The sequence below is a fragment of the Inquilinus sp. CAU 1745 genome, from assembly GCF_039839375.1.
Lineage (GTDB): Bacteria > Pseudomonadota > Alphaproteobacteria > DSM-16000 > Inquilinaceae > JBDOQU01.
In genome coordinates, this window is sequence record NZ_JBDOQU010000014.1 from 99,327 (window position 1) to 125,331 (window position 26,005).

Genomic DNA, 26,005 nt, shown 5'->3' on the forward strand with positions numbered 1-26,005 from the left:
ATTCGATAGTCCAAGCATCAGAAATTCCGAGGCGGAATCATGGATCCCATCACCGTCGGCGTCATCGGCTGCGGCAATATCAGCGACGCCTATTTCCAGGGCGCGCGCCGGTTCGACATATTGAAGGTCAAGGCGTGCGCCGACCTTCGCGAGGAAGTCGCGAAGGCGCAGGCGGCGAAGTACGGCGTCCAGTCGGTGCCTTTCGACCGGCTGCTGGCCGACCCGGAGATCGACCTCGTCGTCAATCTCACCGTTCCCCTTTCCCACGCGGCGATCGGGATCGAGGCGGCGAGCGCCGGGAAGCACGTCTATTCCGAAAAGCCCTTCGCGGTGACGGCGGAGGAGGCGCGGGGCCTCATGGCGGCGGCGGCCGAACATGGCGTCCGCCTGGGCTGCGCGCCGGACACCTTCATGGGCGGTGCGCACCAGGCGGCGCGGAAGCTGCTGGATGACGGCGTCATCGGTCGGCCGGTGGGCGGCGCCGTCTGCGTGATGTCGCGGGGCATGGAGCATTGGCATCCCAATCCCGAATTTTTCTTCAAGCGCGGCGGTGGCCCGATGCTGGATGTCGGACCCTATTATGTGACGGAGCTGGTCAATCTCTACGGGCCTGTCCGGCGGGTGGTCGCCAGCGCATCGGCCGCCTTCCCGCGCCGGACCGTGACCAGCCAGCCGCTCCATGGCGCGGAGATCGAGGTCGAGGTGCCGACCAGCGTCCATGGCGTGCTGGATTTCGCCAACGGCGCGACGGTCAGCCTGTCGGCGAGTTGGGACGTGTGGACCCACGGCCGCAACCCGATCGAGATCTACGGAACGGAAGGATCGATGCTGGTCCCCGACCCGAACTTCTTCGGCGGGACGCCCAGGGTCTCGGTCCGGGGCGGCGGCTGGGAGGACAGGGATATCTCCGCCCATCCCTTCGGCCTCCCCAACCGGGACAATAACGGCCAGAAGGTCGCGGACTACCGCGCGATCGGCGTCGTCGATATGGCATGGGCGATCCGCCAGGGCCGGCCCCATCGCGCCAACGCTGATCTTGCCCTCCACGTGCTTGAGGTGCTGGAGGCGTTCGAGAGATCGTCGGTCGAGGGTCGCCACATCGTCATCGATAGCGCCTGCGACCGGCCGGCCGCCATCGCTACGGGGCAGGGGGAGGAGGTCTTCTCCGGCCTGTCCGGTTCGCTGCTGGCGAAGGCCGCCGCGGTGTAGGCGGCCCGGAAGCTGGCGGTCTCGCGTCCGGAAGGTGCTAATAACGTGAGAAAGACCCACACAATCGCCTGAACGGCGCAAGCGTGATCATCGATGTCCCGACCCACCCTCAAGACCCTCGCCCGGCAGCTAGGCCTTTCCGTCACCACCGTTTCGCGTGCGCTGAAGGATGGCGACGACGTCAGCCCAGAGACGATCGAGCTGGTGAAGGAGCGGGCGCGGCTGGTCGGCTACCGCCCCAATCTGCGCGGCATCAGCCTCCGCACCGGCCGGACCAGCCGCATCTGCGCCATCCTGCCGGTGCCGACGATCGGCGATCTGGGCGATATCGGCTTCGTCGCCCTGATCGAGGGCATCATGATGGCCCTTCAGGAGACGCAATACAGCCTGACCGTGCTGCCCCAGCTCCCGGGGGACGAGGAGATGGGCCATATCCGGAACGTGGTCGAGGCCCAGATGGCCGACGGGCTGATCTTCACCCGCACCAAGCCGCAGGACGAGCGGGCGAAATACCTGATCGAGAAGAAGTTCCCCTTCGTCGCCTTCGGGCGAACGGAATTGTTCACGCCGTTCCCCTATCTGGACATCGACAATGAGGAGATCGGGTATGAGGCGACGCTTCGGCTGATCGGGCTGGGCCACCGGCGGATCGCGCTCATCAACCCGCCGCGCGAATACACCTATTCCGGCCATCGGGTCCTGGGATACCGCCGCGCTTTGTCGGAACGGGCGCTGCCGTTCGACGACGCGCTGATCCACTACAACGATCTGGGCGCCGGCGCCGGTCGGGCCGCCGCGATCGATCTGTGTGGCATCGCCGATCCGCCGACCGCCTATGTCTGCGCCAACGCGCTCTCCGTCATGGGGCTGATAACGGGCTTGCGCGAATGCGGGCGGGAGATCGGGCGGGACGCGACGGTTATCGGTTTCGATGGAACGCCGATGACCGCCTACTATAACCCGCCCATCACCACCTACTACGCCTCCCTTCCCGATGCCGGGCGAAGGCTGGCGGAACTGCTGATCGAGGCCATCGCCGGCGCCGACCCGGCCACCCTGCGGGAAGTCTGGAAGGCGGAGCTGATCGAGCGCCAGTCCGACAGGCTGGGCGCGGGGCTTCGGTCTCAGGCGGCGGATTCCAGTCTTTCCAGATAGGGCAGATCGTCGGGCTGAAACTCCCGGACGATCAGGTCGATGCGGGCGATGGCCCGGTCTCGGCTGACGCGCAGATGGTGCTCCAGCGCCTCGGCCGCGTTGTCGATCCTGCCCCTCTCCAGCCTGTCCACGATCTCCAGATGTTCGGGCAGGAAGGGCTCGGCCTTGAACAGCCGGGGCGTCCAGCGATAGAGGAAGCGGTGGGCGATCAGCAGCGACTGGTGCAGCGTGATCGCCTGCATCAGCGTGCCGTTGCCGCAATGGCCCAGCAGCGCCATGTGCATCTCCTCCTCGAGCTGGTCCAGCGTCGAGCCGGCGATGCCTTCCCCGTCGCCGATCGCGGATTCCAGGCTGCGGCGCATGTCCTGGAGAAAGCTGGCCGGTACGTTGGGTGCGGCCTTGGCGAGGGCCACCGGCTCCAGCAGCCAGCGCAGCTCGTAAAGCTCGCCCACATGGTCGGGCGACAGGGAGGGCGCGTACCAGCGCGACCGGTCGTCCTTGCGGATCAGCCCCCGCTGCTGCAACCGGCCGACGACATCCCGCGTGACCGTCCGGCTGACCCGGTAGTGGCGGGCAAGCTCCGCCTCGTTGACCCGCCAGTCGGCGAAGGCGATGCGGGCGATGATCTCGCTCTCCACCTCACCGTAGATTCGCTCCCAGCTCGATGACGACAGCAACCGGAGATCGACCTCCTTCGGCGGAGAGATCCGAGGGCCGGACGATTCCGGCCGGTGGGCCGACCGCACCCTGAACCCCCGGCCGGCCGCCTTCTCGACCAGCCCCTGCCGCTCCAGCTCCATCAGCGCCTGCCGCGCCGGCGCGCGGCTGACCCCGAACTGGGTGGCGAGGGTGAGTTCCCGGAGCTTCGTCCCGTCGGGCAGCGCGCCCGTCTCGATCTGGCCGGCGACGATGTCGAACACCCGCTGGTAGAGCCTCGGCGCGGCCCCGGACTCCGGCCGCGTTCTTCCCTGACGATGATCTGGCATCAAGCTTTCTCTGGTGTGGCCGGACTTTCGGCTTGCCCGGGCAAGATAGCCCGTCTCTCCCGCCCATCACATTTCCATTGTGTCTGAAGCGATCTTACTGAATAGTGTGCACATAAGACAATAACGGCGACGACGAAGCGCCGACGGACAGGAGGATGCGCGGCGGCATGGATCAGCGGCTCCACGGAAAGCGCGCCCTGGTGACGGGGGCGGGCCAGGGCATCGGCAGGGCGATCGTGCTCGCCTTCGCCCGCGAGGGCGCTGAGGTGATCGCCGCCAGCCGAACCCTCTCCAAGATGCGCGACCTGCCGGAGATCGCGCCGTCCGTGACGCCGATCGCGCTCGACGTCACGGACGGCGACGCCGTCGCCCGGACGGTGGCGGAGGCGGGAAGGGTGGACGTGCTGGTCAACTGCGCCGGCTGGGTCCATTCCGGCACGGTGCTGGAATGCGGCGACGAGGATTGGGCGCGAAGCTTCGACCTGAACGTCACCGCGCCCTTCCGGCTGATCCGCGCCGTTCTGCCGGGCATGGCGGAACGCCGCGCCGGCTCCATCATCAACGTCGCGTCGGTCGCTTCCAGCATCACCGGCGTCGCCGGCCGGGCCGCCTACGGCGCCAGCAAGGCGGCGATGATCGGTCTGACCAAGGCGGTCGCGCGGGATTTCATCCGGTCGGCCGTGCGCTGCAATGCCCTTTGCCCCGGCACGACCCATTCGCCCTCACTGGAGGAGAGGATCCAGGCGACGGCCGATCCCGAAGCGACGCGGCGGGATTTCGTCGCGCGCCAGCCCATGGGGCGGCTGGGCACGGTGGAGGAGATGGCGGCCGCCGCCCTCTACCTTGCGGGCGACGAATCCGCCTTCACGACGGGGCAGCTCTTCGTCATCGACGGGGGGCAGACGCTATGACCGCGCTGCCGGAGAAAGCCGTCCGCCAGCCGGGTCGCCGGGCCGGCATCGAGGATCTGGGGAATTTCTGCGAAGCCGTGCTGGCCGCCGCCGGGGCCGACGCGCCGACCGCCGATGCCGCCGTCCGGGCCATGATGCATGGCTCGCGGCTGGGGGTGGACAGCCATGGCGTCCGCCTTCTCGACCATTACGTCACCGTCCTGACCGGTGGCCGGGTGAACCCGCGCCCGGACGTGCGGATCGTGCGGACCTTCGGCGCGCTGGCGACGCTGGACGCCGATAACGGCCATGGCGCGCTGGCCGCCTACAAGGCGATGGACCGTGCGGTCGCGCTGGCTGAGGAAATGGGGATGGGCGCGGTCGCCATCCGCAACAGCTCTCATTTCGGGCCGGCCGGGGCCTACGCCGTCGCGGCGGCGGAGAAAGGCTGCATCGGGCTCGCCTTCTGCAATTCCGACAGCTTCGTCCGGCTGCATGACGGCGCGATGCGCTTCCACGGCACCAACCCCATCGCCTGCGCGGTTCCCGTCGCCGGCGGCCGTCCGTGGCTGCTGGACATGGCGACCAGCGCTATCCCCTTTAACCGCATCCAGTTGAACAAGAGCCTGCGCGCACCTCTCCCACCCGGCGTCGCGTCGGCGGCGGACGGGAGCGATACGGAGGATGCCGAGCGGGCGGAGATGCTGGCGCCGCTGGGCGGAGCCTTCGGCTACAAGGGGGCGGGGCTCGCCGGGCTGGCGGAGATTTTCAGCGCCCTCCTTTCCGGCATGAAGCTCAGCGTCGAGATCGCGCCCATGGGCGGGCCCGATTTCAGCACCCCTCGCGGGCTCGGCGCCTTTGTCCTGGCGCTCCGTCCCGACGCGCTGGTGGAGGCCGAAACCTTCCAGGACGGCATGCGCCGCTATCTGGATGCGCTGCGCCGGTCGCCGGCCCGGCCGGAGACGATTGTGCTGGCCCCCGGCGACCGAGAATGGGCGGAGGCGGATCGGCGCGTCCATGACGGCGTGCCCCTCGATCCCGCGACGGTCGCGGCGTTCGAGCGGCTGGCCGCCCGCTTCGCGATCGACCCGCCTTTCAGTGAGCGCACCCCCAAGGACGCCGGAAGAGAGCGTCCGTGATCGGCAAACCGCATGAAATCGAAAGGAGAGGCATCATGATAAACATAAGTAGAAGACTTCCCCTCATCGGCGCGGCGCTGGGCCTGGCGGCGTTCGCCTTCCTGGGGCCGGCCCATGCGCAGGAGGAGGAGTTCGTCCTGCGCTTCAACCATGTGCTGGGCCCCAGCGAGCCCTTCCATGAAGGATTCCTGAAATGGGCCGAGCGGGTGGAGGAACGGACCGGCGGCGGCCTGACGATCGAGGTCTTCCACAGCGCCCAGCTTGGCGTGGAGGAGGACATCATCGAGCAGATCCGCCAGGGCGCGAATATCGGGCAGAACACCGACGCCGCGCGGCTGGGCAACTACGTGCCCGGCATCGCCGTCGTCAACGGCCCCTATTTCGTGGAGACGATGGAGGAGGCCTTCGCGCTCGCCGACTCCCCCACCATGATCGAATGGCAGCAGGAACTGGCCGAACAGCACGGCCTCAAGGTCGTCTGTTTCGACTGGGTCCAGGGGCTCCGGCACTTCTTCACCAACCGGGAGGTCCATACGCCGGCGGACCTGGAGGGGCTGCGCATCCGCACGCCGCCGGCGCCGATCTGGCAGGAATCGATCCGGGCGCTCGGCGCGTCGCCGGTGGCGATGAATTTCGGCGATGTCTATCCGGGGCTCCAGCAGCAGGCGATCGACGGGGCGGAACTGGTCTACCCCAACATCACCGCCGGCAATCTCTATGAGGTTCTCGACTACGCGATCGAGACGGGACACATCCTGCTGGTCAACTTCCAGGTGGTCAGCAGCGAATGGTTCAACGGCCTGCCGGAGGATTACCAGACGGCGCTGGTCGAGGAATGCCGCAGGGCCGGCCAGGAAACCTCTGAGATCGTCCAGCAGGCGGTGGATCAGGCCGAGGCGGAGGTCCGCGAACAGGGCATGACCGTGATCGAGGATGTCGACCTTGAGGCGTTCAGGCAGGCGGGTCAGGCGGCCTATGAGGTGCTGGGTCTGGTTGACGCGAAGAACCAGGTCCAGGAAGAGATCGGCAAGTAACGGGACCGACGAGAAGGAAGGCCGGGAGGATCGATGCGCAGACTGTACGACCATCTCCTGAAGCTGGAGGCGATCCTCGCCGGAACCTTCCTCATCCTCATGGTCGGATTGATCTTCACGGGCGGGGTGGCGCGGATGATGCGCCACCCGCTCAACTGGACGATCGACCTCTCGACCTGCTTCTTCGCCTGGGGCTGTTTCCTGTGCGCCGACGTCGCGTGGCGGAAGAACGGCCTGATGTCGATCGACCTTCTGGCCGGCCGCGCGCCGGAGAAGGTCCAGCGGGCGCTTGCCTACATCAACTACTTGCTGATCGTGCTCTTCCTCGGCTACCTCATCCATACCGGGATCGTGCTGTCCTGGGTCAGCCGGGCGCGCAGCTTCCAGGGCATCCCCGATGTCAGCTATTCCTGGGTCACCATGAGCCTTCCCGTCGGTGCGGCGCTCATGCTGGTGACGACGGTCCTGAAGGTGAGGGAGGCGCTGCGGCGCGACGGGCTGCTGGGGCGGCCGTTCCCATGACGATCGTCGCCATCGCCTTCGTCGTCCTGCTGCTGATGGGGATGCCCGTCGCCTTCGCCATCGGCATCTCAGGCGTTCTCTTCTTCTTTCAGCATCCCGAACTTCCGCTCACCATTCCGGTGCAGGTGACGGTCTCCCAGACACAGAATTTCGCGCTGCTCGCGGTGCCGCTCTTCATCCTCGCCGGCAATTTCATGAACAGGTCGGGCATCACCGAACGGCTTCTCGACCTCGCCTCGGTGCTGACCGGGCGGCTGAGGGGCGGGCTGGCGCAGGTGTCACTGGCGCTCGCCGGGCTGATGGGCGGCGTCTCCGGATCGGCCATCGCCGACGCGGCGATGCAGTCGCGGATGCTGGGCGACGAGATGGTGAAGCGCGGCTTCAGCAAGGGCTTCGCCGCCGGCGTGCTGTCCTTCGGGGCGGTGCTGACCCCGATCATCCCGCCGGGGATCGGCATGATCCTCTACGGCACGATCGGGCAGGTCTCGATCGGCCGGCTGTTCGCTGCGGGATTCGCGCCGGCCCTTCTGCTGTGGGCGGCCTTGTCGGCCTCCATCGTCCTGACGGCGCGGCGGCGGGGCTATGAGCCCGAACGCAAGACGCGCCCGAGCGTGCGGGAAGTGGCGAGCGCCTTTCGCGGCGGGCTGTGGGCGCTGCTGTTCCCGGTCTTCCTGCTGTTCGGCCTGCGCATGGGGGTCTTCACCCCGTCGGAGATCGGGGCCTTCGCCGTCCTCTACGCCATCTTCATCGGCGTCCTCATCTATCGGGAACTGAAGGGCCGGGATTTCCTGGAGGCGCTGGAAGGCAGCCTCACCGATGTCGGCTCCGTCATGTTCCTGATCGCGCTTTCCGCCATCTTCAGCTACGGCATCGTGCTGGAACGGGTGCCGGAAGTGATCTCCGGCTTCATCGTCGATCTGACGGGGAATTTCTACGCCGCGACGGTGCTGATCGCCCTCTTCATGCTCGCCGCCGGCTTCTTCGTGGACGCGACGGTCCTCATCATCATGCTGACGCCGATCTTCCTGCCGCTGGTCCGCGAACTGGGGGGCGATCCGGTGCATTTCGGCATCGTCTTCATCGTCGCCGCCACGATCGGCAACTTCACGCCCCCCGTGGGCGCGGCCATGTACGCCGTCTGCTCGATCATGAAATGCTCCATCGGCGACTATACGAGGGAATCCCTCTATCTGTTCGCCGCCGTGGCGCTGGTGACGATCGTGCTGATCTTCGTCCCCCAGGCGGTCCTGTTCGTCCCGAACATGATCTTCGGGAAGTGAGTTCAGGCAGGCTGGGGAAGGCGCGCGATGACCTTGATCTCGAAATCGAAGCCCGCCAGCCAGTTCACGCCCACCGCGGTCCAGTTCGGATAGGGCGACTTGTCGAAGATCCGGTTCTTGACCGCCATGATGGTCTCGAACTGATTTTCGGGGTCGGTGTGGAAGGTGGTTACGTCGACGATGTCGTCAAACGTGCTGCCGGCGGCTTTCAGCACGGCCGCGAGATTATCGAAGGCAAGCTGGACCTGGCTTTCGAAGTTCGGCTCGGGCGAGCCGTCCTCGCGGCTGCCGACCTGGCCCGACACGAACAGGAGATCGCCCGAGCGGATCGCCGCCGAATACCGGTTGATCTCGTACAGCGCCTGACGGCCGGCCGGGAAGATCATATCGCGTTTGGTCATGTTCACTCCAGTTACCCGGGTCTCATTGCCCGGGATCGCATTGATATACGCGTCGTATGTCGACATGTCGGTGCATACGCGACGTATGTCAACAGACATACGCGAGGTATGTCAGGATCGGGCGGTCTGACGCATGCCATCGCGGCGGGCGTCACGGGTTCCGCCCGGCGAAGGCGAGGATGATGTCCAGCGCGCGTTTCGCCGCCGGTATCTCCAGATCGGTGCGCCAGACCATGCTCAGTTCCACCGGATGGGGATTCCGGGTCCTGATCGGCCTGTAGACCACGCCTTCGAAATGCAGTTGCCGGGCGGCGATCGGCACCAGCGCGACGCCCAGCCCCGTCCTCACCAGCGCCAGGATCGAATGGATCTGGCTGACATGCTGGACGAAGCGGGGCCACATGCCTTCGTCGAGGAGCAGCCGGCTGACCAGATCGTGGAAGTACCGCGCTTCGAACGGCGAATAGCCGATGATCGACGCGTCGGCCAGCGCCGGGGCGTCGATATGGGGCAGGCCGGCCAGCGGGTGGTCCGCCGGAATCGCCAGGATCAGCGGTTCGCTGAGCACGATCCTGGATTCGTAGTGCCGGCCGACGACCGGCGGGCGGACGAGCGCGATGTCCAGCCGGCCGGCGGACAGGTCGTCAAGCTGGATCCCCGTCACCCCTTCGCGCAGCACGAAATCCACGTCCGGCTGTTCGGCCTGCAGGACGCGCATGACCGAGGGCAGGAAGTCATAGCCCGACGCGGCGGTGAAGCCGATGGCGACCGTCCCGGCCTCTCCCTTCGTCGTGCGCTTGATGGAGATGGCCGCACTTTCGGCGAGCTGGAGGATGCGCCGCGCCTCCGGCAGCAGGGAGCGGCCGGCATAGGTGAGGGCGACATGCCGGCTCGACCGCTCGAACAGCCGCGCCTCCAGCAGATGCTCCAGCAATCGTATCTGCCGGCTCAACGGCGGCTGCGTCATGTTCAGCCGTTCCGCCGCGCGGCCGAAATGCAACTCTTCGGCAACCGCGACGAAGCAGCGTAGCTGGCTCAGCTCGAACATCGATCCAAATCCTGTATCAATCGATATGTTCTATAGCTTAGACGATCATCGATCAGGCCGGTAGCATCCTAAGGAGATCACGAAACCAGCTTCGTTCCCTGGCGTAGAGGAAAAACAAAGTGGCATCACAGCTAACCCCCGCCGAAATGGCCGCCTCGATCGGCAAGGGCCTTCTCAGTTTCCCGGTGACGCATTTCGATGAGCATCTGGCTTTCGATGTCGATCCGTTCCGCCGGCACGTTTCATGGTTGATGGAGCACGGGCCGGCGGGCGTCTTCGCGGCGGGCGGCACGGGCGAGTTCTTCTCCCTGACCCCGGCGGAGGTCGAGAAGGTGGTCCGTGCGTCCGTCGAGGAGACGGCGGGCCGGGTCCCGGTGATCGCCGGCGTCGGCTATGGCCGCGGGATCGCCCAGACCATGGCGAAGTCGGCGGAAGCCGCCGGAGCGGACGGAATCCTGCTGCTGCCGCCCTATCTGATGCGGTCCGAACAGGAAGGGCTGGCGGCCCATATCGAGGATGTCTGCCGGTCCACGAAGCTGGGCGTCATCGTCTATAACCGCGACAACGCCATCCTGACCGACGAGACCCTGGCGGGCCTCTGCGACCGCTGCCCGAACCTGGTCGGCTTCAAGGACGGCGTCGGCGATATCGAGCTGATGGTGCGCATCCAGGCCAGGCTGGGGGACCGGCTGGTCTATGTCGGCGGACTGCCGACGGCGGAGACGTTCGCGCTTCCCTATCTGGAGCTGGGGGTGACGACCTATTCGTCGGCGATCTTCAATTTCATCCCGGAATTCGCCCAGGGCTTCTATGCCGCCGTCAGGCGGCGGGACCATGAGCAGGTGCTGGCCGGGCTTCGCGATTTCGTCCTGCCCTACACCCGTATCCGGGATCGCGCCAAGGGCTATGCGGTGTCGATCGTGAAGGCCGGCGTGTCGCTGGTCGGCCGCCCAGCCGGTTCGGTCCGGCCGCCGCTGACCGATCTGGACCAGCGGTCGATGGCCGACCTTCAAGCCCTGTTGGAAAAGATCAGCACGCCCGCCGCGGCGGCGTGAGGAGGCGGGCGGGACCATCGGATGAACCGGCGGCCCGCCTTTTTTGAAACGACAAATTGAATAAAACCAAGGAGGAGGAAGCGATGACGAGAAGATATGGTGCATTGGCGGCCCTGATGGCCGCTTCGATGGCGGTGGCCATGCCCGTGGCGGCCCAGGACAATGCGATCACGATCGTCCTGCCCGAACAGCCCGACAATCTGGAACCCTGCCAGTCCCTCTACAGCAATATCGGGCGCGTTCTCAGCCAGAACGTGACCGAGACGCTGACCTACCTGAAGGTGGAGGACGGCACGGTCGAACCCCAACTCGCCACCTCGTGGGAGCGGCTGGACGACACGACCTGGCGGTTCGAACTGCGCGACGGCGTCAAGTTCCATGACGGCGCGGATTTCAACGCCGAGGCCGTGGCCTTCTCAATCGACCGCCAGATGAGCGGCGACATCACCTGCGACAACAACACCAAGCTGGGCGGCCTCACGCTTGAGACCGAGATCGTGGACGAGAACACCATCGACCTCATCACCGGAGAGCCGGTGCCGATCCTCCCGACTCTGCTCAACCTCGTGATGATGGTGTCGCCCAACACGCCGGCCGACCAGGCGACGAATGAGCCGGTGGGCACCGGACCTTATACGCTTGAGACCCATACGCCGGAAGAGATCGTGCTGACGCGGTTCGACGGCTATTGGGGTGATGCGCCGGCGGTTTCCGAGGCGCGCTATGTCTGGCGTTCGGAATCGGCCCTCCGCGCCGCGATGGTGGAAACGGGGGAGGCCGATCTGACGCCGGACATCGCGATCCAGGACGCGACCAACCCGGAAACGGATTTCCCCTACCTGAACTCCGAAACCACCCGCATGCGGATCAACACGCAGGAACCGCCGCTGGATGATGTCCGGGTACGCAAGGCGCTGAACCTTTCCATCGACTGGGAAGGGCTGGGCCTGCTGTTCGGGCCGGACGTGATCCGCGCGGCGCAGCTCGTTGTCCCCGGCATCAACGGGCACAACCCGGATATCGAGCCCTGGGCCTACGATCCGGAGGAAGCCGCGCGTCTGCTTGAGGAAGCGCGGGCCGACGGCGCGCCGCTGGACACCGAAATCACCATCATCGCCCGGAACGGCATCTATCCGAACGGCAACGAGGCCATGGAAGCGATGGCGGCGATGTGGGAAGCCGCAGGCTTCAACATGAACCTGTCGATCCTCGACGTTGCGGCCTGGGTCGAATATCTGAACAAGCCCTTCCCGGAGGATCGCGGCGCGATGCTGCTCCAGGAGCAGCACAACAACATCTCCGGCGACGCCTATTCGACGGCGTTCCTGATGTACCATTCCGACGGACAGACCTCGACCATCTCGAACCCTGAACTGGACAGCCTGCTGGACGAAGCGGCGGCGGCCACGGATGAAGAGCGGACGCAGCTGCTGCAGCAGGTATTTGCCAAGGTTCATGACAACATCGTGCCGGACATGCCGATGTTCCACATGTTCGGCTACGCCCGCGTCGGCGAGCGGCTGGATTGGGAGCCGTCGATCGCGACCAACAGCGAAATCCGGCTCTCTACCATTGAGTTCGCGCAGTAAGGCGCGATGCGCCCCGGCCGCCGCGGCAAGGTCCGCCGCGGCGGCCGGAGGTGCGCATGACGGTTCGGGATAATCGAACCAAAGTTGTAAAATGAATATATCAATTGACAAATTTACCCATGATCTGTCTGGTGGCGTGAGCCACGACCGGTCGGGAACTTCCCGCACCTGGCCCCGACTCTGATCCGGGGAGGGGCGACCGGCGCGGCCACGGCTTCGATTTTCTCAAGGATCGACAAGAGATGCTGAAACCCGAAACCCGCGACCGGCTGAAATCCGTCAGCACCGCCACCATCTGCACCGCCCTGTTCAAGCGGGGGCTGCGGAACCAGTTCGTCCAGGATGTCCAGCCGCTGAATCCGGACGCCGGCACGATGGTCGGGGAAGCCTACACCCTGCGCTACATACCGGCGCGGGAAGACCTCAACCCGATCAGCGTCTTCCGCGACCGCGGCCATCCCCAGCGCAAGGCGGTGGAGGAATGCCCGGAAGGCGCGGTCTTCGTCATCGACAGCCGCAAGAACCCCCGCGCCGCCTCCGCCGGATCGATCCTCGTTTCCCGGCTGATGAAGCGCGGCGTGGCCGGCATCGTCACCGATGGCGGGTTCCGGGACAGCGGGGAGATCGCGAAACTGGACATCCCCTCCTATCACAACCGCCCGTCGGCGCCGACCAACCTCACCCTGCATCAGGCGATCGACATCAACGTCCCCATCGGCTGCGGCGACGTTGCGGTCTTCCCGGGCGACGTTGTGGTGGGCGATTGCGACGGCGTCGTCATCATCCCCGCCGCCATCGCGGACGAGATCGCGGAAGAGACGGTGGAGATGACTGCGTTCGAGGATTTCGTGACCGAGGAGGTGCTGAAAGGCCGCTCCATCCTCGGTCTCTATCCCGCCACCGACGACCGCACGCAGGAGGATTTCGCCGCCTGGCGCGCCTCCGCCAACCGCTGAAGAGAAGAAGGTCCCCCATGATTGAAGGACTCAACCTCATCGCCGGCGACTGGGAAGCGAGTTCCGAGACCGCCGCCGACATCAACCCGTCGAACACCGGCGACATCGTCGGGCAGTTCGCCAGGGGTGACGCCGCCGCCGTCGACCGGGCGGCCGCGGCGGCGAAGGCAGCCTTTCCCGCCTGGTCGCGCTCCACCATCCAGCTCCGCCACGACATCCTGAAGCGCATCGGCGACGAGATCCTGGCGCGCAAGGAGGAACTGGGCCGCCTCCTGTCGCGAGAGGAGGGCAAGACGCTGGCCGAAGGCATCGGCGAAGTCGCGCGCGCCGGCCAGATCTTCCTTTTCTTCTCCGGCGAATGCCTCCGGCTGGCGGGGGAGAAGCTGCCTTCCGTCCGTCCTTCGGTGGATGTCGAGGTGACGCGTGAGCCGATCGGCATCGTCGGCCTGATCACGCCCTGGAACTTCCCGATCGCGATCCCGGCCTGGAAGATCGCGCCCGCGCTGGCCTACGGCAATTGCGTGGTGTTCAAGCCGGCCGAACTGGTTCCGGCCAGCAGCCACGCCCTGGCGGAGATCATCTCCCGCTCCGGCGTGCCTTCCGGCGTGTTCAACCTGGTCATGGGCAAGGGGTCCGTGGTCGGCGACGCGATCCTGAAGCACCGCGACATCTCCGCTGTCTCCTTCACCGGCTCCGTCGCCACGGGCCGGGCGCTCGCCGCCACGGCGGTCGGCTGCGACCCGATGAAGAAGATCCAGCTTGAGATGGGCGGCAAGAACCCGATGATCGTGCTGGACGACGCCGATCTGGGCATCGCCGTCGATTGCGCGATCAACAGCGCCTTCTTCTCCACGGGCCAGCGCTGCACCGCCTCCTCCCGGCTGATCGTGACCGAAGGCGTCCATGACCGCTTCGTCAGCGCGATGACGGAGCGGATGAAGAAACTGGTCGTCGACGACGCGCTGAAGGACGGGACCCATATCGGCCCGGTCATCGACCAGAAGCAGCTCGATCAGGATCTGGACTATCTTCGCATTGGCCGGGACGAAGGCGCGGATCTGGCGGCGGGCGGCGAGATCCTGAATCGCGAGTCGCCGGGGTTCTTCCTGTCGCCGGCCCTCTTCACCGGGGTCGACAATTCCATGCGCATCGCGCGGGAGGAGATCTTCGGTCCCGTCTCGGCCGTCATCCGCGCGAAGGATTACGAGGAGGCGCTGGCGCTGGCCAACGATACGGATTTCGGCCTGTCCGCCGGCATCTGCACCGGTTCGCTGAAATACGCCTCCCACTTCAAGCGCAACAGCGAGGCCGGGATGGTGATGGTCAATCTGCCGACTGCCGGCGTCGATTACCACGTGCCGTTCGGCGGCAGGAAGGGCTCCAGCTACGGCCCGCGTGAGCAGGGCAGCTACGCGGCGGAATTCTACACGACCGTCAAGACGGCCTACTCCCACAACCTCAACTGAGGTCGGGACGCGGGCGTCCAACAGAAACAAACAAGTTTTAACATCGGAGGAAACAGATGGCGTTTGGTTATCGGCAACTGGCCCTGGCGACGGTTTTCGCCACAGGCCTGGCAGGCGCGGCCGCGCACGCCCAGGAGAATGCGATCACAATCGTCCTGCCGGAGCAGGTGAACAATCTGGAGCCCTGCCAGGCCAGCCGCTCCAACGTCGGCAGGGTCATCAAGCAGAACATCAACGAGGCGCTGACCCGCATCCTGCCGGCCGACGGATCAGTCGAGCCGCTGCTCGCCACGGGGTGGGAGCAGGTGGACGAGAAGACATGGCGCTTCACCCTTCAGGAAGGCGTGAAATTCCATGACGGCGCGGACTTCAACGCCGAGGCGGTCGCCTTCTCCATCGACCGGCTGATGAGCGGCGACATCACCTGCGACGACCGGTCGAAATTCGGCGACGTGACGCTGACGCCGACGGTGATCGACGAACACACGATCGAGATCGCGACCGACGAGCCGGTTCCCATCCTGCCCACCCTGATGGGCATGGTCATGATCGTCTCCCCCAACACGCCGGCCGACCAGATCGTCAATGATCCTGTTGGCACCGGCCCCTACACCGTCAGCGAGTTCACGACGGAAACGGTGGTCCTGGACCGGTTCGACGGCTATTGGGGCGAGATGCCGGAGGTCGCGAAGGCGACCTATGTCTGGCGGACGGAATCCGCGCTGCGCGCCGCGATGGTGGAAACGGGCGAGGCCGACCTGACGCCGGCCATCGCGATCCAGGACGCAACCAATCCTGAGACGGATTTCGCCTATCTGAATTCCGAGACGACGCGCATGCGCATCGACGCGCAGATCCCGCCGCTGGACGATGTCCGCGTGCGCAAGGCGCTGAACCTTTCCATCGATTGGGAAGGGCTGGCCATGCTGTTCGGGCCGGACGTGATCCGCGCCTCGCAGATGGTCGTGCCCGGCATCCTCGGCCACAATCCGGATATCGAGCCCTGGCCCTACGATCCGGAGCAGGCGGTGGCCCTGCTTGAGGAGGCGCGCGCCGACGGCGTGCCGGTCGACGCGACGATCAACGTCATCGCGCGGACGGCGTTCTTCCCCAACGGGCAGGAATCGGTGGAAGCGATGATGGCGATGTGGGAGGCCGTCGGCTTCAACCTGGAACTGACGACGCTGGATGTCGCCGGATGGGTCCGCTACCTCGACAAGCCATTCCCGCAGGATCGCGGCCCGAACATCTTCCAGCAGCAGCACGACAACAACTCCGGCGACGCCGTCTTCACCGCCTATGTGATGTACGCGTCGGACGGGCAGTACTCCACCGTGGACAACCCGGAGCTGGACCAGCTTCTGGACCGGGCGACCTCCGCGACGGGTCAGGAACGCGCTGAGGCCTTTCAGGAAGTCTTCCGGGTCGTGCATGATGAGGTCATCGCCGACGTGCCGATGTTCCACATGATCGGCTATACCCGCGTCGGACCGCGCCTGGAGTGGCGGCCGACCATCGCGACGAACAGCCAGATACCGCTCGCCGATATCGGCTTCCGCGACTGACCGGCTGGGACCGCGCCGCCGCCGGGCCGGCGGTGCGGTCCCGCGATCTTAAGCACAGAAAGCAAGCAAGGACGGCTCGATGGTCGCTTATCTCGGGAAACGCCTGGCTCACAGCATCTTCTCGGTGCTGGGCCTGCTTGTCCTGGTCTTCTTCCTGTCCAGGATGACCGGCAACCCCGCCGACCTCTTCCTGCCGCTCGACGCGACGCCCGAAGCGCGCGAGGCCTTCAACATCCGGAACGGCTTCGACCAGCCGGTCTATATCCAGTTCGTGCAATATGTGGGCGACCTGCTGCGGCTGGATTTCGGCATGTCGCTGCGCCAGAACCGGTCGGCGATGGAGGTGGCGCTTGAGGCGTTCCCGCAGACCCTCAAGCTGGCCGCCATCGCGATCGCGCTGGCCACGACCCTGGCGCTGATCGTCGGCTCACTGGCCGCCGCGCGGCCGGGCGGGCCCTTCGACCGTATCGCCAGCATCGCCTCGCTGGCCGGCGCCAGCGCCCCGGATTTCTGGGTCGCGATCGTCGGCATCCTCGTCTTCGCGGTCAGCCTGGGCCTTCTCCCGACCTCCGGCACCGGCTCGGCGCTCCACTGGATCATGCCGGTGGCGGTCCTGATGCTGCGGCCGTTCGGGCTGCTGACGCAGGTGGTGCGCGGCACCATGATCAGCGCGCTCGCCTCGCCCTACGTCAAGACGGCCTACGCCAAGGGGGTGCGGCGGCGGAAGATCATCTTCTCCCACGCCCTGCGCAATTCCCTCCTGCCGGCCGTCACGGTCGCCGGCGATTTGGCGACCAGCCTGATCAACGGCGCGGTGGTGGTGGAGACGATCTTCGGCTGGCCGGGGATCGGCAAGCTGATGATCGACGCGATCACCCAGCGGGATTTCGCGGTCGTGCAGTCGACCGTGCTGGTCACGGCCTGCGCCATCTTCATCATGAACATCCTGATCGACCTGCTCTACGCGCTGCTCGATCCCCGCATCCGGTACCAGACGTCATGACCCTTCACGCGACAGAAGAAGCCCTGACGCCCCCCGAACCCACTCTTGGCCGGGCGCGCACCGCCTTCGGCATGCTGCTGAACGACAAGCTGGCGCTGCTGGCCGCGATCTTCCTCCTGATCGTCGTCATCTCCGCCCTGTTCGGGCCGCTCCTGATCGGCGACCTGGCGACGAAGCTGGGGCTGCGCCAGCGCAATTTGGCGCCCTTCCAGCTTGAGCATGGCTGGGCCTACATACTGGGCGCCGACACGCTGGGCCGAAGCATGCTCGCCCGCCTGATCGTGGGGGCGCAGAACACGCTGGGCATCGCGGCGGCGGCCGTCGTCACCTCCATGCTGATCGGCGGTTCGCTGGGGCTGGTGGCCGGCTATTCCAACCGCTGGTTCAGCCATCTGATCATGCGCGTCGCCGACGTGATCATGAGCTTCCCGTCGCTGCTCCTGGCGCTCATCGTGCTCTACACGCTGGGGCCCAGCACGACGAACCTGATCTTCGTCCTCGCCGTCACCCGCATCCCCGTCTATCTGCGGACGACCCGCGCGGAGGTACTGGAGCTTCGCTCCCGCATGTTCGTCAGCGCCGCGAAATCGATGGGCGCGGGATCGCTCAGGATCGTGCTGCGCCATATCGCGCCGCTGACGATCCCGACCCTGATCACCATCGCGGCGGTCGATTTCGCAACGGTGATCCTGGCGGAATCGGCGTTGAGCTTCCTCGGCCTCGGCATCCAGGCCCCCGAATTCACCTGGGGCGCCATGGTGGCGACGGGGCGCGGCTACCTCTCCAACGCCTGGTGGATCGCCTTCTGGCCGGGCCTCGCCATCATGTTGACCACCCTCTCGCTCAACCTGCTGTCAAGCTGGGCGCGCACCGCCGCCGACCCGCAGCAGCGCTGGCGCCTGCAAACCCTGCGGAGGACGAAGCGATGACCGATCCGCACGCTCCCGCCCTGGAAGTCCGTGGCCTGACCGTCGATTTCCTGTCCGACCGCGACCCGTTCCGCGCGACGGACGATGTCAGCTTCCATGTCGAACGGGGCGAGACGCTGGCGATCCTCGGCGAAAGCGGATCGGGCAAGAGCGTCAGCGCCAGCGCGATCATGGGCCTGATCGACACGCCGCCGGGCGACATCCGCGCCGGCCACATCTTCTATGGCGGCCGGGATATCGCGACGATGAGCGCGGCCGAACGGCGCGACCTGAACGGCCGCAAGATCGCGATGATCTTCCAGGACCCGCTGGCCCATCTCAATCCCGTCTACAGCGTCGGCTGGCAGATCGCGGAGGTCTTCCAGGCGCACAAGGCGGCGACCGGGGCCGAAGCCCGCCGCCGCGCGATCGAGCTTCTGGGCCGGGTCGGCATCGCCGATCCCGAAACCCGCATCGACCAGTATCCGCACCAGTTCTCCGGCGGGCAGCGCCAGCGCATCATGATCGGCATGGCGATCGCGCTCCATCCGGAGATTCTGATCGCCGACGAGCCGACGACCGCGCTGGACGTCAGCGTGCAGGCCCAGATCCTGGACCTGCTGCGCAAGCTTCAGGCCGAAGAGGGGATGGGGCTGATCCTCATCACCCACGATCTTGAGGTCGCGGCCTCCATGGCCGACCGGGTCATCGTCATGAATGGCGGAAAGATCGTGGAACAGGGCCCGGCGCGGGACGTGTTCGAGAACCCGCAACACCCCTACACACGGAAGCTCATCTCCGCCCTGCCGCACGCCTCCGACGAAGGCGCGGCCAACCGCCGGTCGGAAAAGGCGGCGGACGAGCCGCTGCTACGCGTCGAGAATGTGGTGAAGCGCTATGTCCTTCCCGGAGGGATGTTCGGCAAATCCTTCGTCGTCAACGCGGTCAACGATGTCAGCTTCCATGTGAATGTCGGGGAGACCGTCGGGATCGTCGGCGAGTCCGGCTCGGGGAAGTCCACCATCGCGCGCATCCTGCTTCGGCTGAACGAAGCGTCGGGCGGACAGGCGCTCTTCCGCGACAAGGACATCTTCAAGATGGACGGGCGGGAGCTTCTCCAGCTTCGCCGCAAGGTCCAGATGGTCTTCCAGGACCCCTACGGCTCCATGAACCCGCGGATGAGCGTCCATGAGATCATCTCCGAACCCTGGCGGATTCATCGCGACATCCTTCCCCGCCCGCAATGGGACGATCGGGTGGCGGAGCTTCTGGATCTGGTCGGGCTGAAGGCCGACCACGCCAGGCGCTACCCGCACCAGTTCTCCGGCGGCCAGCGGCAGCGCATCGCCATCGCCCGCGCGCTGGCCAGCGATCCGGAGCTGATCGTCTGCGACGAGGCGGTCTCGGCGCTGGACGTGTCGATCCAGGCGCAGGTCATCGATTTGCTGGCGGATTTGCGCACGCGGCTCGGCCTCTCCTACATCTTCATCACGCACGATTTGCCGATCGTCCGGCATTTCGCCGACCGGATCATCGTCATGAAAGATGGGGAGATTGTGGAGCAGGCGGAGACGGCGCGGCTGTTCGCCGATCCGCAGCACGACTATACGCGCAAGCTCCTGAACGCCACGCCGGCCCCGAAATGGGAGCGGGAGGGGACTCCCGGAACCGCGGCCTACGCTTAGGGTCGGCGAGCTTCCCCCGCCGTGAAGAATCCCGTTCTTTCCCCGGTCATCGCAGGCGGCGCGCTGATCGCGGTCAACGCCACGGCCGGGGCGTTCGACGCGGTCATCGTGCGCTTCGTCTCGGCCGACATGCATGTCTTCGAGATCGCGTTCTTCCGCAACGCGTTCAGCCTGCTTTTCCTGCTGCCCTTCCTGGTCCGCGCCGGGGGCATGGATTTCAGCAGCCGGTTCTGGGGCGTCCACGCGCTGAGGGCGTTCCTCAAGCTCGGCGCGCTGGTGGCCTATTTCCTGGCGATTCTGCAATTGCCGCTCGCCGTCGCCATGTCGATCATCTTCACGACGCCGCTCTTCACCGCCTTCGGCAGCATCGTCTTCCTCGGCGAACGGGCGCGGCCGGCGCGGGTGATCTCGGCGCTGGTCTGCATCGCCGGCGTACTGATCGTCCTTCGGCCGGGCGCGGCGCCGATCGGAAGTGGCGCCGTGCTGGCGCTGGCGTCGGCCGTGGGGCTCGGTCTCGTCGGCATGCTGATGAAGCTGTCGGCGGGGCGGGAACAGCCGGCCCGGATCGCCTGGTTCAACCTGGTCATCACGGTCCCGCTGGCGTTCCTGCTCTGCCTGCCCTTCTGGACCACGCCTTCGCTTCCGATACTCTGCCTGCTGGCCCTCCAGGGCGCGTGCGGCGCGGTCGCCCAGCTTTCCTTCGCCAAGGCGATGACCCTCGCCGACGCCTCGGCCGTCTTGCCGGTCGATTTCATCCGCCTGCCGATCGCGATCGTCCTGGGATCGGTCTTCTTCTCCGAAACCACCGACGTCGCCGTCTATGTCGGCGGCGCCATCATCTTCGCCTCCGCCATGATGCTGATCCGCCTGGAGCGGGGCAGGGCGCGGCGAGCCGCCGAGGCGGACTGACAGTGGAGTCGACATTTCCATGAACGACCCCCAGCGGAAGACATTCCTCTCGCTCGATCCCCTGCCCGACATGGTGGCGGCGGAGGCGCGCGCCCGCACCGCCTTCATCCAGGCGACGCCCCAAACGCTCGACGCGCTGGTCGCGGAGCATGGCGATTCAGTCGAAATCCTCGCCAGCCGGGGGAAGCAGGCGGTGGGGCGCGGCCTGCTGGACAGGCTTCCGCGCCTGAAGCTCATCGCCGCCTATGGCGTGGGCTACGACAAGGTGGACGCCGTGGCGGCGGCGGAGCGGGGGGTGCTGGTCACCAATACGCCGGACGTCCTCAGCGACGATGTCGCCGACCTCGCCGTGGCGCTGCTTCTGGCGACCGTCCGGCGGCTGCCCCAGGCGGACCGGTTCGTCAGGGCGGGGGAGTGGGCGAAGTGCGCATATCCCCTGACCTCCACCCTGCGGGACCGGACGGTCGGGCTGGTGGGGATGGGGCGGATCGGGCAGGAGATCGCGGCCCGCCTTGCCGCCTTCCGCATCCCGATCGCCTATCACAGCCGCACGCCGGCTTCGGTCCCCTACCGCCATTTCCCCGACCTTCTGGATCTGGCGCGCCATGTCGATGCGCTGATCGTCATCGTTCCGGGCGGCAAGGCGACGGAGAGGATGATCGGCGCGCCGGTGTTCGAGGCGCTGGGGCCGAAGGGGATCGTGGTGAATGTCGCGCGCGGTTCCGTCATGGATCAGGATGCGCTGATAGCCGCGCTGCGCGATGGAACGATCGAGGCGGCGGGGCTGGATGTCTATGAGGGCGAACCGATGGTGCCCGCCGAGCTGGCCGCCATGGATAATGCGGTGCTTCTCCCCCATGTCGGGTCGGGCACCCATTTCACCCGCGACGCGATGAACCGTCTCTTCCTCGACAATGTCCTTGGGTGGGTGGAGGAGGGCCGGGTCGTCACGCCGGTGAGGGAATGCCTCGCCTTGACATCTCGCTAGTGCGATGATTTCAACGCTTGGTTCCCAAGCGTTGAAAGCTGAATCGCACTAGAGTCAATAAGTTGGTGTTCCGATTCAGCCGACGGATGGGAACCATCCGTCAGCATCGGAGCACTAGCCGGCGGAGACTTCTTGTCATGGGGGCAAGGAAAGGGAAACATCGTGTCCGATGACGAAGTGACGCCGTCCGGCGGAAAGCTGGCAGGAACGGGCGGGCTGACGCTGGCGCCACGCCCTCGCCAGAAGCTGGGCGACCAGCTTTATGGCGAGATCCTCAGCCAGATCGCATCGGGCCGGCTGAAGGAGGGCGAGCGTCTGCCGCCGGAGAAGGAGATCAGCGCCATGTTCGGCGTCTCCAGGCCGATCGTAAGGGACGCGCTGCTCCGCCTCCGCATCGACGGGCTGGTCCATGCCCGGCAGGGCAGCGGAACCTACGTGCTGCGCCGGCCTTCGGACCATCTGACGCGCTTCGCCAATGCCGAGGAGGTGGCCGACTACCTTCGGTGCATGGAACTTCGCCTGCCGATCGAAAGCCGCGCGGCCATGCTCGCCGCCGAACGGCGGACGGAGAAGGATCTGGCGCGGATCGAGAAATGCCATGATGCGTTCCGGCGGGAGGCGGAAGCCGGAGTCATGTCGCACACGGTCGATTTCGACTTCCACATTGCCGTGGCCGAAGCGACCGGGAACGCCTTCTTCCCGCAGGTGCTGCGGCATGTGGAGCCGGCGCTTCACGGCTTCATGAAGCTGATGCTGAACATCACCAAGGTCAGTTCCAGGGACCGCGCCCTGACCGTGCTCGGCGAACATGAAACCGTGCTGGCCGCGATCAAGGCGTCGGACGCGGAAGGCGCGCGCGTCGGGATGGAATTCCACATCACCCAGGCGCGGCGCCGGCTGGTCGACCGGACGCTGCACCCGTAGCGATGGCTGCTGTCAGGCCACGACGTGGTATTCCGCCTCGATCGCCATCAGCCCGTCGACCGCCTGTTTCACCGCCGGTTTATGGTCGGAGGCGACGTTCGACAGCATCGGCAGGATCGGCCCCATATCGGCGACGCCGGACAAACTCACGGAATCATGCATCACGGAGATGCCGCCCAGCTTCGCGCGCACCCGCTCGAACTCCAGGAACGGTTTCCGGATCCGCTCCGCCTTGTCCCATTCCCCGGCCTTGCAGGCGGCAAGCAGCGCCATGGCCGCGGCGGGGGCAAGGCAGACCGCGCCCGACGTGTAGGTCGCCAGCCGGTAATCCCTGAAATGGTGGATGATCGGCGTCTCACCCATTCCGCTCGCCACCACATCCCTTCCCACGGCCGAAAGGATGGCTTCCAGATAGCGGTCGCCGCTTGGGTCCTCCCGCTCCACCGCATATTTGACGAAGCGGACGGCTTCCTCCGCGACAAGGCGCTCCAGCGCGTCGGGGGCGATATATCCCTCACGCTTGATGTAGAGGATGACCCCGTGCCCCAGCGCGTCGGCCAACTGGCGCGCGCCTTCCGCGACCCCGGCCGGATCTGCCGGGAACGCCATCGGCAGGATCATCACGTCCTGGATTCCGGCCTCCCGCAGCGCGCCGATCTGATCGCGCGCCTTGCCGAAATCCGGTCCGATCGACGGGATGAGGGCCGTCTGGGGGCCCGTGGCCGCCTTCAGCGCCCCGATCGCGCTGCGGAAACGGCCGAGATCGAGATGGTAGAAGTTCGCGTTCCCGCCATAGAGCAGGATTCGCACGCCTCCCGCCTCGATATGACGGATAAGTTTACTATTTTCCCCTGGATCGACCTCAAGGCTCCGGGTCAGCGCCAGTGGCGGCACGGCGACCACGGACGCCTTGTAATCCTCAATTCCCAGCATGGTAGAACGCATGGCTTCCTCGCTTCCATCGATGAAGGCAAGGTCGCGTCTGCCGCCAGATTTGTCAATTGATTATACAAATATTATGAGTTCTGGACCATCTTCCTCAGCGACTCGCGCGTCGAAAGCTTCGGCCGCCAGCCCAGCGCCCTCGTCGCGCTGTCGTCGATGACAAGATCGTCCAGCAGCCGCCTCGCGTCCTCGCCCCGGCCGATCGCTCCGGCGGCCAGGCGCAGCAGGGCCGGAGGGGCCGGCGGCAGGCGGGGACGGATGCCGGCGGCCGCCGCCGTCGCGGCGATGATCTCCGTCGTACTCATGGGATCGTCGTCGGCGCAGAGCAGGATTCGCCCTTCCGGCCGGGGCGGCGCGGCGGCCAGCGTCAGCAGCAGGTCCACCAGATTGTCGAGCCCGATCACGCTGCGGCGGTTGCCGGTGCTTCCCAGCGGCAGCGGGATTCCCTTCCTGACGATGGAAAGCAGGCGCAGCAGATTGCCGCCCGCGCCGGCCCCGACGACCAAGGGCGGCCTGACCACGGACCACCCCATCGTCCCCGCCTCCTCCGCCAAAGCCCTTTCGCCCGCCAGCTTCGACCGGGCGTAGGCATCGGACGGGGCGGGCGGATCGTCTGGCCGGAAGGGCGCGCCGGTGGTGCGGTCCCCGTTCACCTTGATAGAGCTGACGAAGACGAAATTCACCACGCCTGCGGCGGCGGCCGCTTTCGCCAGAAGCCGCGTTCCTTCGGCGTTCACCGCCTGATAGCGATCCTCTGCGATCTCTGCGCCGCGATGGGCGATGCCGGCCAGATGAATGACGGCGTCGATCCCGTCGAAGGCGGCCGTCAGATCGCGGGGCGCGGCAAGATCGCCGATCGCGACGCCTTCCACGTCGGGGGGCAGGGGTGCATCGGCGGAACGGATGGCGGCGCGGACGGTCCAGCCTTCTTCCAGCGCCGCCGCGAGAACGGCTTTCCCGACGAAGCCGGTCGCGCCGGTGACCAGCAACTTCCGGCCCGCCAAAGGTGTTTCAGATGTCATTTCCTCAACTCATACCATTCAGGTGACGCGCCCCGTTCAATCCCTTAACGTCGCCGTCCGTCGCGGGTCGGGATTATGGATGAATAGGGCATGGGGCAGGATCTTATAGTCGTTTCGGTCGTCGCCTTTCTCGGTGCGCTTCTCGCCACGCCGCTGGTTCTGGCGGTTCTTCGGCGGACGCGCATCTTCGATCATCCCAACCATCGCAGCAGCCATTCCGTCCCGACGCCGCGCGGCGGCGGGTGGGGGCTGCTCTGCGGGTTCGCTGTCGGACTTGTCGCCCTGGCGTGGTTCAGGGATAGCGCCTTGCCGTTCCCGTGGCCGATGCTGGCCGGCGCTCTCCTGCTGCTGGTCGTGTCGGCCATCGACGACATTCGCGGCCTCGGCGCGGCTGTAAGGTTCGGCGCGCAGATCGTCGCCGTCGCGATCGCGCTGGCGAGCCTGCCGGGTGATGCACTCCTGTTCCAGGGTTGGCTGCCCCTCCCTCTCGACCGCCTCGCCACGGCGGTCGCCTGGCTGTGGTTCATCAATCTCTACAATTTCATGGACGGAATAGACGGGCTGGCGGCGACGGAGGCCGTCGCGATCGGCGCGGGCATAGGCGCCGTGGCGTTGCTGGCCGGAGCCGCCTTCGACTCCGTCGTCGCCCCCGGCTGGATGCTGGCCGCCGCGGCGCTGGGCTTCCTGCCCTGGAACTGGCAGCGCGCGCGCATCTTCCTGGGCGATGTCGGCAGCATCCTCCTGGGTTTCCTCGGGGGATGGCTGCTGATCGCCCTGGCGATGGAGGGGCAGGCCGCGGCCGCGCTCATCCTGCCGGCCTATTTCCTGGCCGACGCGACGGTCACGCTGCTGCGGCGGCTGATACAGGGCGCTCATCCGGCCGAACCCCATCGCGAGCATTTCTACCAGCGCGCCATCCGGGCGGGCTGGAGCCACGCCGGGACCACCCTCTTCGTCGCTTCCGTCAATGCCGGACTCTTCCTGCTGGCCCTGCTGTCCGTCGACCATCCCTGGCTCGCCATCGCCGGTGCGGCGCTGCTGACGGGAGGGGCGCTCGCCTTCCTCGACCGAGCGTGGAGAAACCGGCGGGGTTAAAGGTCAGCCGAGGTCGATCTCTCCCTCCACCACATGATGCAGGTCGGTGCCCTCGGCGGTGATGACGGCCTTGACCGTCATCCGGCCCTTGCCCTTCAGCCCGCCCTTGGAAACCTGCTCCTCGATCGCCTGCTGGGAGGTCACGCCGACCTGCTTCAGGAACTTCCGCATGGAGATGTTGAAGGGATCGGCGTCCATATTCTTCGTCATGCGATTGCCTCTCTGTCGGTG

The 26,005-nt window shown here is 66.4% G+C and carries 25 protein-coding genes; 19 read left to right on the forward strand and 6 right to left on the reverse strand.

Translation table 11 applies throughout. The annotated features are described in order from the left end of the window. Positions 1–39: 39 nt before the first annotated feature. Entirely contained in the window at positions 40–1,209 is a 1,170-nt protein-coding gene (locus AAFN89_RS15895; RefSeq protein ID WP_347540100.1) for a Gfo/Idh/MocA family oxidoreductase, read from the forward strand. 93 nt (positions 1,210–1,302) lie between these two features. Further along, positions 1,303–2,364, forward strand: a complete 1,062-nt coding sequence (locus AAFN89_RS15900) for a LacI family transcriptional regulator (RefSeq protein ID WP_347540101.1) — start codon at positions 1,303–1,305, stop codon at positions 2,362–2,364. Here AAFN89_RS15900 and AAFN89_RS15905 read toward each other — a convergent pair. Next, a complete protein-coding gene (locus tag AAFN89_RS15905; RefSeq protein ID WP_347540102.1) occupies positions 2,334–3,350 on the reverse strand; it encodes a GntR family transcriptional regulator in 1,017 nt (338 codons plus the stop codon). The two genes, AAFN89_RS15900 and AAFN89_RS15905, sit on opposite strands and share 31 nt — an antisense overlap. A gap of 167 nt (positions 3,351–3,517) precedes the next feature. On the opposite strand from AAFN89_RS15905, the gene AAFN89_RS15910 reads away from it, so the two are divergent. From AAFN89_RS15910 to AAFN89_RS15930, 5 genes are read left to right on the forward strand one after another with little or no spacing between them, the layout of a single operon-like run. Beyond that, positions 3,518–4,261, forward strand: coding sequence for an SDR family oxidoreductase (locus AAFN89_RS15910; protein WP_347540104.1), 744 nt, complete (start codon positions 3,518–3,520; stop codon positions 4,259–4,261). Then, positions 4,258–5,379 (forward strand): Ldh family oxidoreductase, encoded by a 1,122-nt coding sequence (locus AAFN89_RS15915; protein WP_347540105.1) that lies wholly within the window; start codon positions 4,258–4,260, stop codon positions 5,377–5,379. Before AAFN89_RS15910 ends, AAFN89_RS15915 begins: the two co-directional genes overlap by 4 nt. Before the next feature lie 35 nt (positions 5,380–5,414). Further along, positions 5,415–6,413, forward strand: a complete 999-nt coding sequence (locus tag AAFN89_RS15920) for a C4-dicarboxylate TRAP transporter substrate-binding protein (protein WP_347540106.1) — start codon at positions 5,415–5,417, stop codon at positions 6,411–6,413. A gap of 33 nt (positions 6,414–6,446) precedes the next feature. Next, positions 6,447–6,935 (forward strand): TRAP transporter small permease, encoded by a 489-nt coding sequence (locus AAFN89_RS15925; protein ID WP_347540107.1) that lies wholly within the window; start codon positions 6,447–6,449, stop codon positions 6,933–6,935. After that, positions 6,932–8,215 carry a TRAP transporter large permease subunit gene (locus AAFN89_RS15930; protein ID WP_347540108.1) on the forward strand — a complete coding sequence of 428 codons (1,284 nt, stop codon included), beginning with the start codon at positions 6,932–6,934 and terminating at the stop codon, positions 8,213–8,215. Before AAFN89_RS15925 ends, AAFN89_RS15930 begins: the two co-directional genes overlap by 4 nt. A 2-nt stretch (positions 8,216–8,217) precedes the next feature. Here AAFN89_RS15930 and AAFN89_RS15935 read toward each other — a convergent pair whose 3' ends face one another. Together AAFN89_RS15935 and AAFN89_RS15940 are read right to left on the reverse strand one after the other, a co-directional pair. Continuing rightward, a complete protein-coding gene (locus AAFN89_RS15935) occupies positions 8,218–8,616 on the reverse strand; it encodes a RidA family protein (protein ID WP_347540140.1) in 399 nt (132 codons plus the stop codon). A gap of 151 nt (positions 8,617–8,767) precedes the next feature. Next, positions 8,768–9,664 (reverse strand): LysR family transcriptional regulator, encoded by an 897-nt coding sequence (locus AAFN89_RS15940; RefSeq protein WP_347540110.1) that lies wholly within the window; start codon positions 9,662–9,664, stop codon positions 8,768–8,770. 119 nt (positions 9,665–9,783) lie between these two features. On the opposite strand from AAFN89_RS15940, the gene kdgD reads away from it, so the two are divergent. The 11 genes from kdgD (at position 9,784) to AAFN89_RS15995 (ending at position 22,712) form a co-directional block, all read left to right on the forward strand. Continuing rightward, complete coding sequence (gene kdgD / locus AAFN89_RS15945) at positions 9,784–10,719, forward strand: 5-dehydro-4-deoxyglucarate dehydratase (RefSeq protein ID WP_347540111.1); 936 nt, start codon at positions 9,784–9,786, stop codon at positions 10,717–10,719. 83 nt (positions 10,720–10,802) lie between these two features. Beyond that, the gene (locus tag AAFN89_RS15950; protein ID WP_347540112.1) at positions 10,803–12,308 is read left to right on the forward strand and encodes an ABC transporter substrate-binding protein; all 1,506 of its coding nucleotides are present in this window, start codon (positions 10,803–10,805) and stop codon (positions 12,306–12,308) included. Between the two features lie 242 nt (positions 12,309–12,550). Then, the gene (locus AAFN89_RS15955) at positions 12,551–13,264 is read left to right on the forward strand and encodes a ribonuclease activity regulator RraA (protein WP_347540113.1); all 714 of its coding nucleotides are present in this window, start codon (positions 12,551–12,553) and stop codon (positions 13,262–13,264) included. A 17-nt stretch (positions 13,265–13,281) separates the two neighbouring features. Continuing rightward, the gene (locus AAFN89_RS15960; RefSeq protein ID WP_347540114.1) at positions 13,282–14,730 is read left to right on the forward strand and encodes an aldehyde dehydrogenase family protein; all 1,449 of its coding nucleotides are present in this window, start codon (positions 13,282–13,284) and stop codon (positions 14,728–14,730) included. 56 nt (positions 14,731–14,786) lie between these two features. Beyond that, positions 14,787–16,295, forward strand: coding sequence for an ABC transporter substrate-binding protein (locus AAFN89_RS15965; RefSeq protein ID WP_347540116.1), 1,509 nt, complete (start codon positions 14,787–14,789; stop codon positions 16,293–16,295). A 79-nt stretch (positions 16,296–16,374) separates the two neighbouring features. Further along, complete coding sequence (locus tag AAFN89_RS15970) at positions 16,375–17,298, forward strand: ABC transporter permease (RefSeq protein ID WP_347540118.1); 924 nt, start codon at positions 16,375–16,377, stop codon at positions 17,296–17,298. Continuing rightward, positions 17,295–18,227 carry an ABC transporter permease gene (locus tag AAFN89_RS15975; RefSeq protein WP_347540120.1) on the forward strand — a complete coding sequence of 311 codons (933 nt, stop codon included), beginning with the start codon at positions 17,295–17,297 and terminating at the stop codon, positions 18,225–18,227. Before AAFN89_RS15970 ends, AAFN89_RS15975 begins: the two co-directional genes overlap by 4 nt. Beyond that, complete coding sequence (locus tag AAFN89_RS15980) at positions 18,224–19,891, forward strand: ABC transporter ATP-binding protein (RefSeq protein ID WP_347540121.1); 1,668 nt, start codon at positions 18,224–18,226, stop codon at positions 19,889–19,891. Before AAFN89_RS15975 ends, AAFN89_RS15980 begins: the two co-directional genes overlap by 4 nt. Before the next feature lie 21 nt (positions 19,892–19,912). Further along, positions 19,913–20,800, forward strand: coding sequence for a DMT family transporter (locus tag AAFN89_RS15985; protein WP_347540122.1), 888 nt, complete (start codon positions 19,913–19,915; stop codon positions 20,798–20,800). A gap of 19 nt (positions 20,801–20,819) precedes the next feature. After that, on the forward strand, positions 20,820–21,788 hold the full coding sequence (locus AAFN89_RS15990; protein ID WP_347540123.1) for a 2-hydroxyacid dehydrogenase: 969 nt from the start codon (positions 20,820–20,822) through the stop codon (positions 21,786–21,788). Between the two features lie 162 nt (positions 21,789–21,950). Beyond that, the gene (locus AAFN89_RS15995; protein WP_347540124.1) at positions 21,951–22,712 is read left to right on the forward strand and encodes a FadR/GntR family transcriptional regulator; all 762 of its coding nucleotides are present in this window, start codon (positions 21,951–21,953) and stop codon (positions 22,710–22,712) included. Positions 22,713–22,724: 12 nt separating this feature from the next. Here AAFN89_RS15995 and AAFN89_RS16000 read toward each other — a convergent pair whose 3' ends face one another. Together AAFN89_RS16000 and AAFN89_RS16005 are read right to left on the reverse strand one after the other, a co-directional pair. Further along, positions 22,725–23,657 carry a dihydrodipicolinate synthase family protein gene (locus tag AAFN89_RS16000; RefSeq protein ID WP_347540125.1) on the reverse strand — a complete coding sequence of 311 codons (933 nt, stop codon included), beginning with the start codon at positions 23,655–23,657 and terminating at the stop codon, positions 22,725–22,727. Between the two features lie 71 nt (positions 23,658–23,728). Then, positions 23,729–24,679, reverse strand: coding sequence for an NAD-dependent epimerase/dehydratase family protein (locus AAFN89_RS16005; RefSeq protein WP_347540127.1), 951 nt, complete (start codon positions 24,677–24,679; stop codon positions 23,729–23,731). A gap of 90 nt (positions 24,680–24,769) precedes the next feature. Between AAFN89_RS16005 and AAFN89_RS16010 the strand changes: the two genes are divergently transcribed. Next, positions 24,770–25,774: a glycosyltransferase family 4 protein gene (locus AAFN89_RS16010; protein ID WP_347540128.1), complete on the forward strand. Its 1,005-nt coding sequence runs from the start codon at positions 24,770–24,772 to the stop codon at positions 25,772–25,774. A gap of 3 nt (positions 25,775–25,777) precedes the next feature. Here the strand turns inward: AAFN89_RS16010 and AAFN89_RS16015 are convergent, their stop codons facing one another. After that, complete coding sequence (locus AAFN89_RS16015; RefSeq protein ID WP_347540130.1) at positions 25,778–25,984, reverse strand: DUF6494 family protein; 207 nt, start codon at positions 25,982–25,984, stop codon at positions 25,778–25,780. Between the last annotated feature and the right edge of the window lie 21 nt (positions 25,985–26,005).

Excerpts from the sequence above, each read along its gene's own strand:
- AAFN89_RS15895 (WP_347540100.1), top strand. The coding sequence starts at position 40 with ATGGATCCCATCACCGTCGGCGTCATCGGCTGCGGCAATATCAGCGAC.
- AAFN89_RS15900 (WP_347540101.1), top strand. The coding sequence starts at position 1,303 with ATGTCCCGACCCACCCTCAAGACCCTCGCCCGGCAGCTAGGCCTTTCC.
- AAFN89_RS15905 (WP_347540102.1), bottom strand. The coding sequence starts at position 3,350 with ATGCCAGATCATCGTCAGGGAAGAACGCGGCCGGAGTCCGGGGCCGCG.
- AAFN89_RS15910 (WP_347540104.1), top strand. The coding sequence starts at position 3,518 with ATGGATCAGCGGCTCCACGGAAAGCGCGCCCTGGTGACGGGGGCGGGC.
- AAFN89_RS15915 (WP_347540105.1), top strand. The coding sequence starts at position 4,258 with ATGACCGCGCTGCCGGAGAAAGCCGTCCGCCAGCCGGGTCGCCGGGCC.
- AAFN89_RS15920 (WP_347540106.1), top strand. The coding sequence starts at position 5,415 with ATGATAAACATAAGTAGAAGACTTCCCCTCATCGGCGCGGCGCTGGGC.
- AAFN89_RS15925 (WP_347540107.1), top strand. The coding sequence starts at position 6,447 with ATGCGCAGACTGTACGACCATCTCCTGAAGCTGGAGGCGATCCTCGCC.
- AAFN89_RS15930 (WP_347540108.1), top strand. The coding sequence starts at position 6,932 with ATGACGATCGTCGCCATCGCCTTCGTCGTCCTGCTGCTGATGGGGATG.
- AAFN89_RS15935 (WP_347540140.1), bottom strand. The coding sequence starts at position 8,616 with ATGACCAAACGCGATATGATCTTCCCGGCCGGCCGTCAGGCGCTGTAC.
- AAFN89_RS15940 (WP_347540110.1), bottom strand. The coding sequence starts at position 9,664 with ATGTTCGAGCTGAGCCAGCTACGCTGCTTCGTCGCGGTTGCCGAAGAG.
- AAFN89_RS15950 (WP_347540112.1), top strand. The coding sequence starts at position 10,803 with ATGACGAGAAGATATGGTGCATTGGCGGCCCTGATGGCCGCTTCGATG.
- AAFN89_RS15955 (WP_347540113.1), top strand. The coding sequence starts at position 12,551 with ATGCTGAAACCCGAAACCCGCGACCGGCTGAAATCCGTCAGCACCGCC.
- AAFN89_RS15960 (WP_347540114.1), top strand. The coding sequence starts at position 13,282 with ATGATTGAAGGACTCAACCTCATCGCCGGCGACTGGGAAGCGAGTTCC.
- AAFN89_RS15965 (WP_347540116.1), top strand. The coding sequence starts at position 14,787 with ATGGCGTTTGGTTATCGGCAACTGGCCCTGGCGACGGTTTTCGCCACA.
- AAFN89_RS15970 (WP_347540118.1), top strand. The coding sequence starts at position 16,375 with ATGGTCGCTTATCTCGGGAAACGCCTGGCTCACAGCATCTTCTCGGTG.
- AAFN89_RS15975 (WP_347540120.1), top strand. The coding sequence starts at position 17,295 with ATGACCCTTCACGCGACAGAAGAAGCCCTGACGCCCCCCGAACCCACT.
- AAFN89_RS15980 (WP_347540121.1), top strand. The coding sequence starts at position 18,224 with ATGACCGATCCGCACGCTCCCGCCCTGGAAGTCCGTGGCCTGACCGTC.
- AAFN89_RS15990 (WP_347540123.1), top strand. The coding sequence starts at position 20,820 with ATGAACGACCCCCAGCGGAAGACATTCCTCTCGCTCGATCCCCTGCCC.
- AAFN89_RS16000 (WP_347540125.1), bottom strand. The coding sequence starts at position 23,657 with ATGCGTTCTACCATGCTGGGAATTGAGGATTACAAGGCGTCCGTGGTC.
- AAFN89_RS16005 (WP_347540127.1), bottom strand. The coding sequence starts at position 24,679 with ATGACATCTGAAACACCTTTGGCGGGCCGGAAGTTGCTGGTCACCGGC.
- AAFN89_RS16010 (WP_347540128.1), top strand. The coding sequence starts at position 24,770 with ATGGGGCAGGATCTTATAGTCGTTTCGGTCGTCGCCTTTCTCGGTGCG.
- AAFN89_RS16015 (WP_347540130.1), bottom strand. The coding sequence starts at position 25,984 with ATGACGAAGAATATGGACGCCGATCCCTTCAACATCTCCATGCGGAAG.